Consider the following 13,268-nt stretch of genomic DNA (forward strand, 5'->3'; position numbering starts at 1 on the left):
CAATCCTCTAATGGTAGAAGTGAAACCAAAAAAGATTGATGCTTTCTTGGGTATCCAAGAAAGCATCAATCTGTGTGGATTCTTCATAGAATCATTTTTTTCTGTTATAATAGGGTTATGAGTATTCGACAATTTCTTTTTATGGCCTTTGTATGTGCCTTTGAAACCTATTTTTTTAATGACCTGTTGCTCTCTGGAAATTATCTCTTCGCTTTATTTTGGGGCTTGTTGCTCTTTAGGGATTTAAGACGAGTGCATACCATTAATCAATTGACTAAAACCATTTTAAAAGCGGCTAATTCTCCCAAGAAGAAAGACTGATTTCGCCACTTCGAAGGGTTTGGAGGTCACCATTTTCAAACTGTACAATGAGGTGTCCTTGATCTGTCAGATCAATAGCAGTCGCACGTTTTTCCTGATTATTTTCCATAAACGTCACTTGTTTATTGAGAACAAGTGATTTTTCTTTGTAGACTTTAACATGGTCTTTGACAGGGATGGATAAGAAAAGTTTCCAAATGTCGATGATTAGGTCGTTGCGTGTGATGCTTGGTTTTTCGGTAAAGAGAGAACCTGCCTTTTGAGCAATCGCTTCTGGGAAGTCGGTGACAAAAAAGTTGAGGCCAACACCAATAATCACATCAGTGATTAAACCAGTTTCAACAGATGTGATGGCTTCTGTTAAAATACCTGCGATTTTATGTTTACCCAGATAAATATCATTGACCCATTTGATTTCGGTATCAATACCCGTTAATCTCGAGATGGCCTTGACGATGCTAGAAGCGACCATCATCGTATAAGGTGGCATATCGGCATAAGGAATATTTGGTCTCAAGTGTAGCGACATGTAGATACCGCCATTTTTAGCAGCAAAGAACTGACGTTCTAAGCGTCCCTTGGCTGATTGTTGGCTAGGAGCTAAATAAAGTCTAGGAGCGCTGTTATGAGCTTCGATTCCTTGTTTGGCATCTAATTGGGTAGATTGGCTGTGAGGAGTATAGGTGACTGGCATCCCAAGCCCTTGGCTAATGGTTTTGGGTAATAAAATATCACCTTGCACCATGCGGTAGCCCTTGTGTTTTAAAGAATCAATTTGAATCCCCTGGTTTTCGAGACTTTTAATAGACTTCCAGACAGATGTGCGAGAAAGGTTGAGTTGCTCAGCGAGGTATTCGCCACTGATAAAGTCATCAGTTTGAGACAGTAGTTGGTAAATTTTTTCAGATGTTTTCATATTTCTAGTATAGTATAAAAGCGTTAGATTTCAAGTGAAAAAGAGAGAAAGCTGACTTATTAGTTAATTTTAATAAAGTCACTTAAATCTAAAAAAAAGATTGCAAAACTATTTTTTTCTGTTATAATTAACTAGTTAACATTATAATTAACTGGTTAACTTATGGAGGAATAACGTGAAATCTAAAAAAATAATGGCCATAGCAGGCTTATTCTTAACATGTCAATTATGCTTAGCGGCTTGTCAATCTCAGTCGAGTCATCAGTCTGATCAACCTAAAACCAAACAAACTAGCAAAAAAGTGATGTCAAAGAAGGCAAAATCAGTTAAAAAGGCTAGAGAAGGTAAAAAGAAACGTAAAGGGGTTGCCGGCGTTGATTTCCCAACAGATGATGGGTTTCTCTTAACCAAAGATTCTAAAATCTTATCAAAAACGGATCAGGGAATCATTGTGGACCATGATGGCCATTCGCATTTTGTTTTTTATGCTGATTTAAAAGGTAGTCCATTTGAATACCTCATTCCTAAAGGGGCAAACGTGACTAAACCAGCCGGTGCTCAGCAATCATATACGCAAGTAAGTGGAAAAACCTCAGGTGCTCATCATCATTATGAATTTAACCCGGCTGATATTGTTGCTGAAGATGCCCTGGGTTACACGGTTCGTCACGGGGATCATTTTCATTATATTTTGAAGTCAAGTCTGCCAGGCCATGTGCAAACACAAGCAAAAGAGGTTGCCAATCGTTTGCCACAGACCACAGGACCTGTTTCTACCGCTACCGCCAAGGGGATTCCAGGATTACATTTCCCGACATCGGATGGCTTTAAGTTTAATGGTCAAGGTATTGTTGGGGTTACTAAAGACAGTATCCTTGTTGATCATGATGGCCACTTGCACCCTATTTCTTTTGCTGACCTTCGTCAAGGTGGTTGGGCACATGTTGCAGATCAATACGATCCTGCTAAAAAAGCAGATAAACTAACAGAACCTAATCAGGCACAAGAACAAGCAAATCGGGAAAAAGAATACCAAGAAAAATTAGCTTATCTGGCAGAAAAATTGGGCATTGATCCATCAACTATTAAACGCGTGGAAACACAAGATGGTAAACTTGGTTTGGAATACCCTCACCATGACCATGCGCACGTATTGATGTTATCTGATATTGAAATCGGAAAAGATATTCCAGATCCACATGCTATTGAGCATGCCCGTGAATTGGAAAAACATAAGGTTGGAATGGATACCTTGCGTGCCTTAGGATTTGATGAAGAAGTGATTTTGGATATCGTTCGTACTCACGATGCTCCAACCCCATTCCCGTCAAATGAAAAAGATCCTAATAAGATGAAAGAATGGTTGGCGACTGTTGTCAAACTTGACTTGGGTAGTCGTGAAAACCCATTGCAACGTCAAGGGTTATCTTTATTACCTAACCTTGAAATCTTAGGGATTGGATTTACACCCATTAGTGACATGTCACCTGTCTTGCAATTTAAAAAATTGAAACAACTGTTAATGACAAAAACAGGTGTGACAGACTATAGCTTTATGGATCAGATGCCTCATTTGGAAAGTATTGATATTTCTCAAAACAATCTGAAAGACATTAGTTTCTTGAGCAAGTATAAAAACTTGACCTTAGTAGCAGCTGCTGATAATGGTATTGAAGATATTACCGTGCTAGGACAATTACCTAACTTGAAATTCTTGGTTTTAAGCAATAATGCTATTTCTGATTTGAGCCCACTGTCATCATTAAATCAATTGCAAGAATTGCACATTGATAATAATCAGATTACAGATTTAAGCCCGGTTTCTCATAAAGAATCATTAACGGTGATGGATTTGTCACGTAATGCGGCTATTGATTTGACTACTTTAGAAGCACCAAAATTGGAGACACTAATGGTCAATGAAACCAAAGTAGCTCGTCTGGATTTCTTGAAAAACAACCCTAGTCTAGCCAGCTTGTCCATCAACCGAGCTCAATTGGAATCTCTGGACGGTATTGAAGCAAGTAGCGTCATTGTGAGAGTAGAAGCAGAAGGAAATCAAATCAAGTCGCTTGTGCTCAAAGATAAACAAGGCTCATTAACTTTCTTGGATGTGACAGGGAACCAACTGACTTCACTAGAAGGTGTTAATGACTTTACAGCACTTGATATTTTAAGCGTGTCTAAAAACCAACTAACAAATGTCAACTTGTCTGAACCAAATAAAACGATTACCAATATTGACATTAGTCATAATCAGATTCCTTTGTCAGATCTTAAATTGAATGAGCAGAATATTCCAGAAGCGATTGCTAAAAATTTCCCTGCGGTTCAAGAAGGGTCTATGGTAGGTAACGGTACAGCTGACGAAAAAGCAGCTATGCCTGCTCCAGCAGAAGAAAGTGCTCAAGATTCGCATGACCATTATCACGGTCATGACCACGACGAAGATCACGCACACGAGCATGAAGACCATCATGACCAGGAGCATGAGCATGAAGGTGAGGAAAAAACTGACGAAGCGCACCATCACGCTCACTAAGCTTCCTTAAAATATAGTCATCATAAGGCAATGATGATGTGCCTCGTTTACTTATTTAAGAACCCCTCAAGCTATCTTGAGGGGTTTTACAAATAAATAGAAGAATATGTGAAATGTATGGCACGTAAAAAGCTAAAACATGTTATAATAGATTGTTATTGAGTCCCGATAAGACAACCTATCTGGCTATTGTATTAGTGTTAGTCATTCCGAAACAACTGATATGATCGGGTGTAGGAGCGTTGATCACTAGTTTGATTGCAAGAGGCATGGGGAACCATGCTGGTTGGATTCTTTGTAACTCGCTACACCTATTGATGACCAAGGTCAGATAATAGGCATGGTAGACACGTCAATTGGTCTACCTAAATGACTTGTTGGTTTGATGGATGACTTCTATACTATGTCATAATATCGGTGTCATCTGAACCTTTATGGAACGAACAGTCATCATCTCTTTTTGAGACAATACATTTATAGGGGGGACATTTTTATGTCAGAACGTAAACTTTTCACGTCTGAATCCGTATCTGAGGGGCATCCAGATAAGATTGCAGACCAAATTTCAGATGCTATTTTAGATGCCATTTTAGCAGAAGATCCAGAAGCCCATGTAGCAGCAGAAACCTGTGTTTATACTGGTTCTGTTCATGTTTTTGGAGAAATCTCAACAACTGCTTATGTTGATATTAACCGTGTGGTTCGTGACACCATTGCAGAAATTGGTTACACCGAAGCAGAATACGGCTTTTCAGCAGAATCAGTGGGAGTACACCCATCTCTTGTAGAACAATCAGGAGATATTGCTCAAGGGGTTAACGAAGCTCTTGAAAGCAGAGAAGGTGATACTGATGACCTTAGCCATATTGGTGCAGGTGACCAAGGGCTCATGTTTGGTTTTGCCATCAATGAAACCCCAGAATTGATGCCGTTACCAATTTCCTTATCCCACCAATTGGTGCGTCGCTTGGCGGAGTTACGCAAGTCAGGAGAAATCAGTTATTTACGTCCTGATGCTAAGTCACAGGTTACGGTTGAATACGATGAACAGGATAAACCTGTCCGTGTAGATACTGTGGTCATCTCAACACAACACAATCCAGAGGCAACCAATGAGCAAATTCGTCAGGATGTGATTGAAAAAGTGATCAAGGCTGTTATCCCAGCCCACTATTTAGATGACGACACAAAATTCTTCATTAACCCAACAGGTCGTTTTGTTATTGGAGGTCCGCAAGGAGATTCTGGGTTGACCGGCCGTAAGATTATTGTGGATACTTATGGTGGTTACTCTCGTCACGGTGGCGGAGCTTTTTCAGGTAAGGATGCGACAAAAGTAGACCGTTCGGCTTCTTACGCAGCACGCTATATTGCTAAGAACCTTGTTGCAGCAGGTCTTGCGACGAAAGCTGAAGTCCAACTAGCTTATGCGATTGGAGTTGCTCAGCCTGTTTCTGTCCGTGTGGATACGTTTGGAACGTCTACAGTGTCAGAAGGAATTTTAGAAGCTGCTGTTCGTCAGGTCTTTGATTTGCGCCCAGCGGGTATTATTCAGATGCTAGATTTAAAACGTCCGATTTACAAACAAACGGCTGCCTATGGTCATATGGGAAGAACTGATATTGATTTGCCATGGGAACGTTTAGATAAAGTTGAAGCGTTAACAGAGCTTGTTAAAACCTTATCTTAATTGTTGATAGAAGTTGAAAAAGCAGGGGTAGCTATCATTAGTTATTCCTGTTTTTTGTAGTTCAAAAAGGGAATTGAGGACTCTTTCTAAGAAAAGATTAAAAATTTAGACGTCAGTATTTGTCAGGTAACATGATTTGTGATAAAATAAAAAGGTTGAATTCTAGTATAAGAAAGTTTTGGATGTATGCGTAAAATTGTTATTAATGGCGGAAAAGCCTTGTCCGGGGAAGTGGCTGTCTCAGGAGCAAAAAATAGTGTTGTTGCCCTTATCCCAGCCATTATCTTGGCAGATGATATTGTAACCTTAGACGGTGTTCCTGCTATTAGTGATGTTGATAGTTTGATTGAAATCATGGAACTAATGGGTGCTAAGGTTAACTATCATGGTGACACTTTAGAAATCGACCCTAGAGGGGTACAAGATATTCCAATGCCTTATGGCAAAATCAATAGCCTTCGAGCATCGTATTATTTTTATGGTAGTCTGTTGGGACGTTTTGGACAAGCTGTTGTTGGCTTGCCAGGTGGCTGTGATTTGGGTCCAAGACCGATTGATCTTCATTTAAAGGCTTTTGAAGCAATGGGAGCTACGGTTTCTTACGAAGGTCAAAACATGAATTTGTCTACAAATGGTCATAAGATTCATGGGGCTCATATTTATATGGATACGGTTAGTGTTGGTGCAACCATTAACACAATGATTGCGGCTGCAAAAGCGGATGGTAAAACAGTCATCGAAAATGCTGCGCGTGAACCTGAGATCATTGATGTGGCAACCCTTTTGAATAATATGGGGGCTCATATTCGTGGTGCAGGGACAGATATCATTACTATTCAAGGGGTAGACAAACTTCACGGAACGAGACATCAAGTCATTCCAGATCGTATTGAAGCAGGAACTTATATTGCCTTAGCGGCAGCTATTGGAGAAGGTGTCAAGGTAACGAATGTTCTCTATGAGCACTTGGAAAGTTTTATTGCCAAGTTAGAAGAGATGGGTGTTAGAATGACTGTGGAAGAAGATGCTATCTTTGTTGAAAAACAAGATCATCTTAAAGCGGTTACCCTTAAAACATCCCCTTATCCAGGTTTTGCTACAGATTTACAACAACCTTTGACTCCGCTATTGTTAAAAACCCAAGGGCGCGGCAGTATTATTGATACCATTTACGAAAAACGAATCAATCATGTCCCAGAATTAGCGCGTATGGGAGCTGATATTTCTGTTCTTGGTGGTAAAATTGTCTATCAAGGGCCAACTCAATTGACAGGAACTCAAGTCAAGGCAACTGATTTACGAGCAGGAGCTGCTCTTGTAACAGCTGGTTTGATGGCTGAAGGCAAAACAGAGATCACAAATATTGAGTTTATCTTGAGAGGTTACGCTAATATTATTGCGAAATTGACAGCATTAGGAGCGGACATCCAATTAATCGAAGACTAAGAGAAGCTAGTGGCTTCTCTTTTTTTTTGACGAAACAACTTATATTGAGAGGTCTGAAAGTTAAGGAATAGTCCCTTATTGAGGGTTAAATTGCCACTTATTAGTTTTTTTCACATCAGGAATCATTTTATTGAAGGTTGCTCAATTGTCTGATGACTATATTTGATTAGTGATTAATTATCAGATGAATTTTACTTTAAATCTTAAAATATAGCTTATTTTCAAAAAAAGGACGAAAAATCACTAAAATTGTGTTGACAAATCATCAGATGAATAGTAAGATAAACATGTAGAAAAATAAAAACGCTTTCAAGTGAAGTGTTAGGATATAAGGGGGATTTCTCTGATGGAGAAAACGATTGATCAAAGGGTTGAGGAAGTTACCTATAACCGAGCTAAAGTTTGGCAACTGGTATTATTTGCCTTGAATAATACATCTACCAACATTTACCTATTTGCTTTCATGTTTATCACCTATTTTTCAACAGGTGTTCTTGGGCTAGCAGCTATCTTTGTTAGCCAAATCATGGGTTATATTCGTATCTTTGATGGTTTTATTGACCCAGCTATCGGTATCATGATTGATAAAACAGATACTAAGTTTGGGAAATACCGCCCAATTTTAATTGCTGGTAATATTATTACGGCTCTATCGCTTATTCTATTACTTGCTTTAAATAATGTTAGCGAAGGGATGCGCTTCCCACTCTTTATTTTGGTATTGATTGTTCACAAAATTGGTTATTCCATGCAACAAACCATCACAAAAGCAGGTCAAACTGCCTTGACGAATGATCCAAAACAACGTCCCATTTTCAACATTGTGGATGCTGTCATGTTAACAACCTTGATGACTGGTGGACAGTTTGTGGTTTCAGGATTCTTGGTTCCTAAATTTGGTAACTTCACGTTGGAATTCTTCAATGTGCTTATCTATGGAACAATCGTTATTTCAGCTATTTTAGGATTATTGGCTGTTATCGGTATCTGGTCTAAAGACAACAAAGAATACTTCGGTCTTGGTGAAAATACTCAAAAAACAGAATTAAAAGACTACATGAAAGTCATTAAAGGCAACAAACCTCTTCAAGTCTTGTCAATTGCAGCAGCACTCGTTAAGTTTAGCGTGCAATTCTTTGGAGACTCAGTTGTCATGGTTATGCTTTACGGTATTGTGTTTGGTAACTATGCCTTGTCAGGTCAATTCTCACTACTTTTTGTGATTCCAGGTGTTTTGATTAACATTTTGATTTCAAGTGTTGCTCGTAAAAAAGGTCTTCGTTTCTCATATGTGGCGTCACTTCAATTTGGTTTGATTGCCTTAGCTGCCTTTGGGGTTGTCCTTTACTTTGGTAAAGTTGGTGATTTGAGTTTAAGTAACATTAACCTTTACACTATCTGCTTTATCATTACTTACATGTTGGCTCGTTACATTACTCAAGCACCGGCTGGTTTGGTGTTAACAATGGGGGCAGATATTTCAGACTATGAAACATCTGAATCAGGTCGTTATGTGTCAGGGATGATTGGAACAATCTTCTCATTGACAGACTCTATTGCTTCTTCATTTGCACCGATGGTTGTTGGAGCTGTTCTGGCAACGATTGGTTTTGCCAAAGCTTTCCCAACAATGGAAACACCATTAACACCAGAACTTAAAATGGCAACTATTATTCTTTTAGTTGGTATTCCGTTTGTCGCCTTGTCAGTCGCCTTGTTCTTGATGAGATTTTACAAACTGGATAAAGAAGAAATGGTTCGTATCCAAGAGAAAATTCAAGTCATGAAAGCTGCAAGTTCAAAAGAACGCGTGAAGGATATCGCTCGCAATGTGCCATTGTCAGATATGGACTACGTTGATGTAACGAAATATCCAGTTGATAAAGATTAGTCGTTTGGAAGGAGTTGGGCAAGATGTGCTCAACTCTTTTAACTTAGAGAAAAAGTGATTTTTAGTCATCGGAGGACTCTTTGCCTAGGTTTTTAAAAAGTCACTACAATCAGGTATAATGTCCTTATCATCATTAGTAGAGGAGGTTTTGAGTGAAAACAGTTGTTTCTTTAGGCGAAATTTTGTTACGATTATCACCGCCGCAGTACCAGACCCTAACTCAGGCAACCAGCCTGGAATGTCAATTTGGTGGGTCGGAATTAAATGTTTTGTCAACGTTGGCGCAGTTAGGGCATAAGGTCTCTCTTATCTCAGCAATACCAGCCAATGATTTGGGACGAATGACAAAGACCTTTCTTTTTTCTCGTCAAATCAGTCAAGATTATATTATTGAAAAAGGTCAACGTTTGGGGATTTATTACTATCAAAAAGGGTTTTCCTTACGGGCTAGTCGCGTGACCTATGACCGAAAATATTCTGCTTTTTGGGAATCGCAGTTAGCTGATTATGAGTTAGCAGATGTCTTTGCGGGGGCTGATTGGTTTCATGTGTCTGGTATTACCCCGGCTCTGACCGATAAGCTTTATCACTTGACCCATTATCTGATGACAAAGGCAAAAACAGAAGGATTAAAGGTCTCCTTTGATTTAAACTTTAGGGCCAGCCTTTGGGACTCTTTTCAAGAGGCTAGAGAATTATTGTCCCCTTTAGTGGCTTTGGCAGATGTTTGTATTGGAATTGAACCCTTGGTTTTAGCAGGCGATGGGGAAAAAGATTTGAAAGACCAATTGGGATTGAGTCGACCGTATGAAAATCAAGCATTATTGGAAAACGTTCTTTCTAAGTTGGCAAAAACTTACGGTGTGACTAGCTTTGCTTTTACCCAAAGGGAAATGGGGCATACCAATGAATACCTCTTGAAAGGTTATTTATATCAAGATGGTAATCTTTACCAGACAGACAAGTCTGGCATTCAGGTGTTGGACCGTGTTGGTACTGGAGATGCTTTCACTGCTGGCTTGATTCATGGCATGCTACAAAATGAAGCGCCTGACAAGGCCTTAGCCATTGCAATGGCGAGTTTTAAATTCAAACACACGATTGAGGGCGACAGCAATATTATTACGCCAGCAGATATTGATTATTTAATAACTGATGCATCGCATGAGATTAAACGTTAACAATGAGAAAAAGGAGAAAAAGATGCTATACCCAACTTTAACCAAAACAAGAAGTTTATATGACCTTAGTGGCTTGTGGCAATTCAAATTAGGAGACCATAACCCAGAAGACAGTTTGTCAACAGAAGACGTTATGGTTGTGCCGACTTCTTTTAATGATGTGGTGGTCGATAAGGATAAACGCAATTATATCGGTGATTTTTGGTATGAGCGTTTGGTTGATCTTCCAAAGTTAGCTAAAGATGATGAATTGGTCTTACGTTTTGGCTCAGTGACTCACAATGCTACCGTGTATGTTAATGGGCGTGAGCTGGCTTCTCATAAGGGAGGGTTTACTCCTTTTGAAGTCGTGGTGCCAGAGGAACTTTACCAGGACCATCAGATCAGAATTTCTGTCCGTGCCAACAATATTTTAGATTACAGTACACTTCCTGTGGGCAATTATAGCGAAGAACGTCAAGAAGATGGCAGCATGAAAAAAGTGGTCAAAGAAAACTTCGATTTCTTTAACTATGCGGGCATTCATCGTCCAGTCAAATTAGTGGTGCGTCCTAAAACCCACATTTCAGATATTACCATTACCAGTGATTTATCAGATGATTTGAAAACAGCAGACCTTTCCATTGCTGTTGAAACGTCAGCGGCTGTTGATGCGATTCAGGTGACTATCCTTGATGAGGAGCGTCAAGTCGTTGGTCAAACGAACGACGGCCATATCAAACTTGATTGCGTGCATCTCTGGGAAGTCCTGGATGCTTACCTTTACACAGCTCGTATTGAGATTAGTGTAGATGGTCAAATTGTTGATACTTATGAAGAACCTTTCGGAGTGCGTAGTGTACATGTAGCGGATGGTCACTTCTTTGTCAATCGTAAACCTGTTTACTTTAAAGGTTTTGGCAAACACGAAGATACCTTTATCAATGGTCGTGGTCTCAATGAAGCGGCTAACTTGATGGATATGAACTTGTTGAAAGAGATTGGCGCTAATTCGTTCCGTACCTCACATTACCCTTACTCTGAAGAAATGATGCGCCTTGCAGACCGTATGGGGATTTTGGTGATTGACGAAATTCCAGCGGTTGGTTTATTCCAAAATTTCACGGCTTCCCTTGATTTAACACCTAAAGATATGGGAACTTGGTCTGTGATGGAAACAAAAGAAGCACACGAACAGGCTATCCAAGAATTGGTGAAACGCGATAAAAATCACCCATCTGTTGTCATGTGGGTAGTGGCCAATGAACCTGCAAGCCATGAAGCGGGAGCGCATGACTATTTTGAACCACTGGTGGCTCTCTACAAAGAATTGGACCCACAAAAACGTCCAGTGACATTGGTCAATATTTTAATGGCAACACCAGACCGAGATGAAGTTATGGATTTGGTCGATGTGATTTGTTTGAACCGTTATTACGCTTGGTATGTGGATCATGGTGATCTGGCTAAGGGAGAAGCTGGCCTACGCAAGGAATTGTTAGAATGGCAGAGCAAGTTCCCAGACAAACCCATTTTGATGACTGAGTATGGGGCAGATACCTTGCCTGGCTTGCATTCGATGTGGGATATTCCGTATACGGAAGAATTCCAATGTGATTTTTATGCGATGACGCATGGGGTTTTTGATGAGATTCCTAACCTTGTTGGTGAACAAGTTTGGAATTTTGCAGACTTTGAGACCAATTTAATGATTTTCCGTGTGCAAGGTAACCATAAAGGACTCTTCTCGCGGAACCGTCAGCCTAAACAAGTGGTCAGAGAATTTAAAAAACGTTGGACAGCTATTCCTAACTACAATTACAAGAAAAAATAGTGTAAAATAGGAGACAGTAGAAACAGGAAGAGGACGATACGATGGCTAGACCATTAGTTGAAAAAACAGCAGAACGTTTATTACAGCTTATTTTAGAACGTGGATATGACGTAGGGGCTAAGCTCCCTAATGAGTACGAATTAGCTCAAGACTTGGATGTAGGACGTAGCACTATCCGAGAGGCTGTCAGAAGTTTAGCAACCCGCAATGTCTTAGAAGTGAGACAGGGTTCTGGAACCTATGTGAGTTCTAAAAAAGGGGTATCAGAAGACCCGCTTGGTTTTTCATTGGTGAAAGACACGGCAAAATTGACAGCAGATTTGTTTGAATTACGGTTGTTATTAGAACCCCGGATTGCTGCCTTAGCTGCTCAGCATGCGACACCGAAAGAGATTAAAGAGCTTGAAAAGATTGTCGTAGAGATTGAAGAAGCTGTAACAGCGGGTGATCCTAAGCATTTACAGTTAGATGTGACCTTCCATTCGATGATGGCCAAATTTAGTGGTAATATTGCGATGGACAGTTTATTACCTGTTATTAACAAGTCAATTCATCTGATAAATGCTAACTACACAAATCGTCAGATGAAAGAAGATTCCCTACAAGCCCATCGCGACATTTTGACAGCTATTAAGGAGAGAAACCCTATCGCAGCGCATGATGCTATGCTTTTACATATTATGACCGTAAAACGAACGGCTTTCTTGCCTTAATAAAATATCGGCGAAGAACAAACAGCAATTGTGAGAATTGCTGTTTTTTTAGACTTTTTTCTTGACAAGTCATCAGACGATTTGTATAATAATAACAAGATAACGGTTTCATAGAGGAGGAAAAACGGATGTTAACCCAATTAAAAGAGAATTACTTTTTCGCTGTTGTGCGTGGAAAAACCGCAGAAGATGCGATTGAAATCGCTAAACATGCGGTTTTAGGTGGAATTCGTAATATTGAAATTACTTACTCCACTCCAAATGCTTCTGAGGTCATTAGCAAATTATCAGATGACTTTAAAGATGACACAAGTGTTGTTATTGGAGCTGGTACGGTAATGACTACTGAACTCGCAAAAGAAGCGATTGAAGCAGGTGCCAAATTCTTAGTAAGTCCGCATTTCTCCAAAGAAATTGCTGACATTGCTAACCAAGAAGGCAATCTTTACTTCCCAGGTTGCGCCACAGCAACTGAAATTGTGACTGCCATGAATGCTTCTTGTCCTATTATTAAGGTTTTCCCAGGAGGGGTTGTTGGCCCAGGTTTTATCAAAGATATTCACGGTCCAATCCCTGAGGTTGATTTGATGCCTTCTGGAGGGGTTTCGGTTGATAACGTGAAAGAGTGGAAAAATGCTGGAGCAGTCGCTGTAGGTGTTGGTTCCGCCCTTGCTAGCAAGGTGGCGACAGAGGGTTATGACAGCGTTACTCGGATTGCGCAATCATTTGTATCAGCCCTTGACTAAGTGTGGAAG

10 protein-coding genes are annotated in these 13,268 nt (G+C 39.9%); 9 read left to right on the plus strand and 1 reads right to left on the minus strand.

Annotated elements, in window-relative coordinates; all coding sequences use genetic code 11:
• Nucleotides 1-117 precede the first annotated feature (117 nt).
• Complete coding sequence (locus ACYTR8_RS01105) at nucleotides 118-321, plus strand: DUF3272 family protein (RefSeq protein ID WP_003054620.1); 204 nt, start codon at nucleotides 118-120, stop codon at nucleotides 319-321.
• Here ACYTR8_RS01105 and birA read toward each other — a convergent pair.
• Nucleotides 296-1,237: a bifunctional biotin--[acetyl-CoA-carboxylase] ligase/biotin operon repressor BirA gene (birA, locus tag ACYTR8_RS01110; RefSeq protein ID WP_111716949.1), complete on the minus strand. Its 942-nt coding sequence runs from the start codon at nucleotides 1,235-1,237 to the stop codon at nucleotides 296-298. The two genes, ACYTR8_RS01105 and birA, sit on opposite strands and share 26 nt — an antisense overlap.
• A gap of 193 nt (nucleotides 1,238-1,430) precedes the next feature.
• Between birA and ACYTR8_RS01115 the strand changes: the two genes are divergently transcribed.
• From ACYTR8_RS01115 to ACYTR8_RS01150, 8 genes are all read left to right on the plus strand, one after another.
• Nucleotides 1,431-3,779 carry a leucine-rich repeat domain-containing protein gene (locus tag ACYTR8_RS01115; RefSeq protein WP_479641559.1) on the plus strand — a complete coding sequence of 783 codons (2,349 nt, stop codon included), beginning with the start codon at nucleotides 1,431-1,433 and terminating at the stop codon, nucleotides 3,777-3,779.
• A 493-nt stretch (nucleotides 3,780-4,272) separates the two neighbouring features.
• The gene (gene metK / locus ACYTR8_RS01120) at nucleotides 4,273-5,469 is read left to right on the plus strand and encodes a methionine adenosyltransferase (protein WP_111716945.1); all 1,197 of its coding nucleotides are present in this window, start codon (nucleotides 4,273-4,275) and stop codon (nucleotides 5,467-5,469) included.
• A 186-nt stretch (nucleotides 5,470-5,655) separates the two neighbouring features.
• On the plus strand, nucleotides 5,656-6,915 hold the full coding sequence (locus tag ACYTR8_RS01125) for a UDP-N-acetylglucosamine 1-carboxyvinyltransferase (protein ID WP_269760867.1): 1,260 nt from the start codon (nucleotides 5,656-5,658) through the stop codon (nucleotides 6,913-6,915).
• A gap of 346 nt (nucleotides 6,916-7,261) precedes the next feature.
• Nucleotides 7,262-8,806, plus strand: coding sequence for an MFS transporter (locus tag ACYTR8_RS01130; RefSeq protein WP_003051452.1), 1,545 nt, complete (start codon nucleotides 7,262-7,264; stop codon nucleotides 8,804-8,806).
• A 152-nt stretch (nucleotides 8,807-8,958) separates the two neighbouring features.
• Nucleotides 8,959-9,987 (plus strand): sugar kinase, encoded by a 1,029-nt coding sequence (locus ACYTR8_RS01135; protein ID WP_111716941.1) that lies wholly within the window; start codon nucleotides 8,959-8,961, stop codon nucleotides 9,985-9,987.
• Nucleotides 9,988-10,009: 22 nt separating this feature from the next.
• The gene (gene uidA / locus ACYTR8_RS01140) at nucleotides 10,010-11,800 is read left to right on the plus strand and encodes a beta-glucuronidase (RefSeq protein WP_479640563.1); all 1,791 of its coding nucleotides are present in this window, start codon (nucleotides 10,010-10,012) and stop codon (nucleotides 11,798-11,800) included.
• Between the two features lie 41 nt (nucleotides 11,801-11,841).
• Nucleotides 11,842-12,513, plus strand: coding sequence for a FadR/GntR family transcriptional regulator (locus ACYTR8_RS01145; RefSeq protein ID WP_084916515.1), 672 nt, complete (start codon nucleotides 11,842-11,844; stop codon nucleotides 12,511-12,513).
• Nucleotides 12,514-12,641: 128 nt separating this feature from the next.
• Nucleotides 12,642-13,259: a bifunctional 4-hydroxy-2-oxoglutarate aldolase/2-dehydro-3-deoxy-phosphogluconate aldolase gene (locus ACYTR8_RS01150; protein ID WP_111716937.1), complete on the plus strand. Its 618-nt coding sequence runs from the start codon at nucleotides 12,642-12,644 to the stop codon at nucleotides 13,257-13,259.
• The last annotated feature ends 9 nt before the right edge of the window (nucleotides 13,260-13,268 follow it).

Source organism: Streptococcus sp. F2, from assembly GCF_056500955.1.

Excerpts from the sequence above, each read along its gene's own strand:
- ACYTR8_RS01105 (WP_003054620.1), top strand. The coding sequence starts at position 118 with ATGAGTATTCGACAATTTCTTTTTATGGCCTTTGTATGTGCCTTTGAA.
- birA (WP_111716949.1), bottom strand. The coding sequence starts at position 1,237 with ATGAAAACATCTGAAAAAATTTACCAACTACTGTCTCAAACTGATGAC.
- ACYTR8_RS01115 (WP_479641559.1), top strand. The coding sequence starts at position 1,431 with ATGGCCATAGCAGGCTTATTCTTAACATGTCAATTATGCTTAGCGGCT.
- metK (WP_111716945.1), top strand. The coding sequence starts at position 4,273 with ATGTCAGAACGTAAACTTTTCACGTCTGAATCCGTATCTGAGGGGCAT.
- ACYTR8_RS01125 (WP_269760867.1), top strand. The coding sequence starts at position 5,656 with ATGCGTAAAATTGTTATTAATGGCGGAAAAGCCTTGTCCGGGGAAGTG.
- ACYTR8_RS01130 (WP_003051452.1), top strand. The coding sequence starts at position 7,262 with ATGGAGAAAACGATTGATCAAAGGGTTGAGGAAGTTACCTATAACCGA.
- uidA (WP_479640563.1), top strand. The coding sequence starts at position 10,010 with ATGCTATACCCAACTTTAACCAAAACAAGAAGTTTATATGACCTTAGT.
- ACYTR8_RS01145 (WP_084916515.1), top strand. The coding sequence starts at position 11,842 with ATGGCTAGACCATTAGTTGAAAAAACAGCAGAACGTTTATTACAGCTT.
- ACYTR8_RS01150 (WP_111716937.1), top strand. The coding sequence starts at position 12,642 with ATGTTAACCCAATTAAAAGAGAATTACTTTTTCGCTGTTGTGCGTGGA.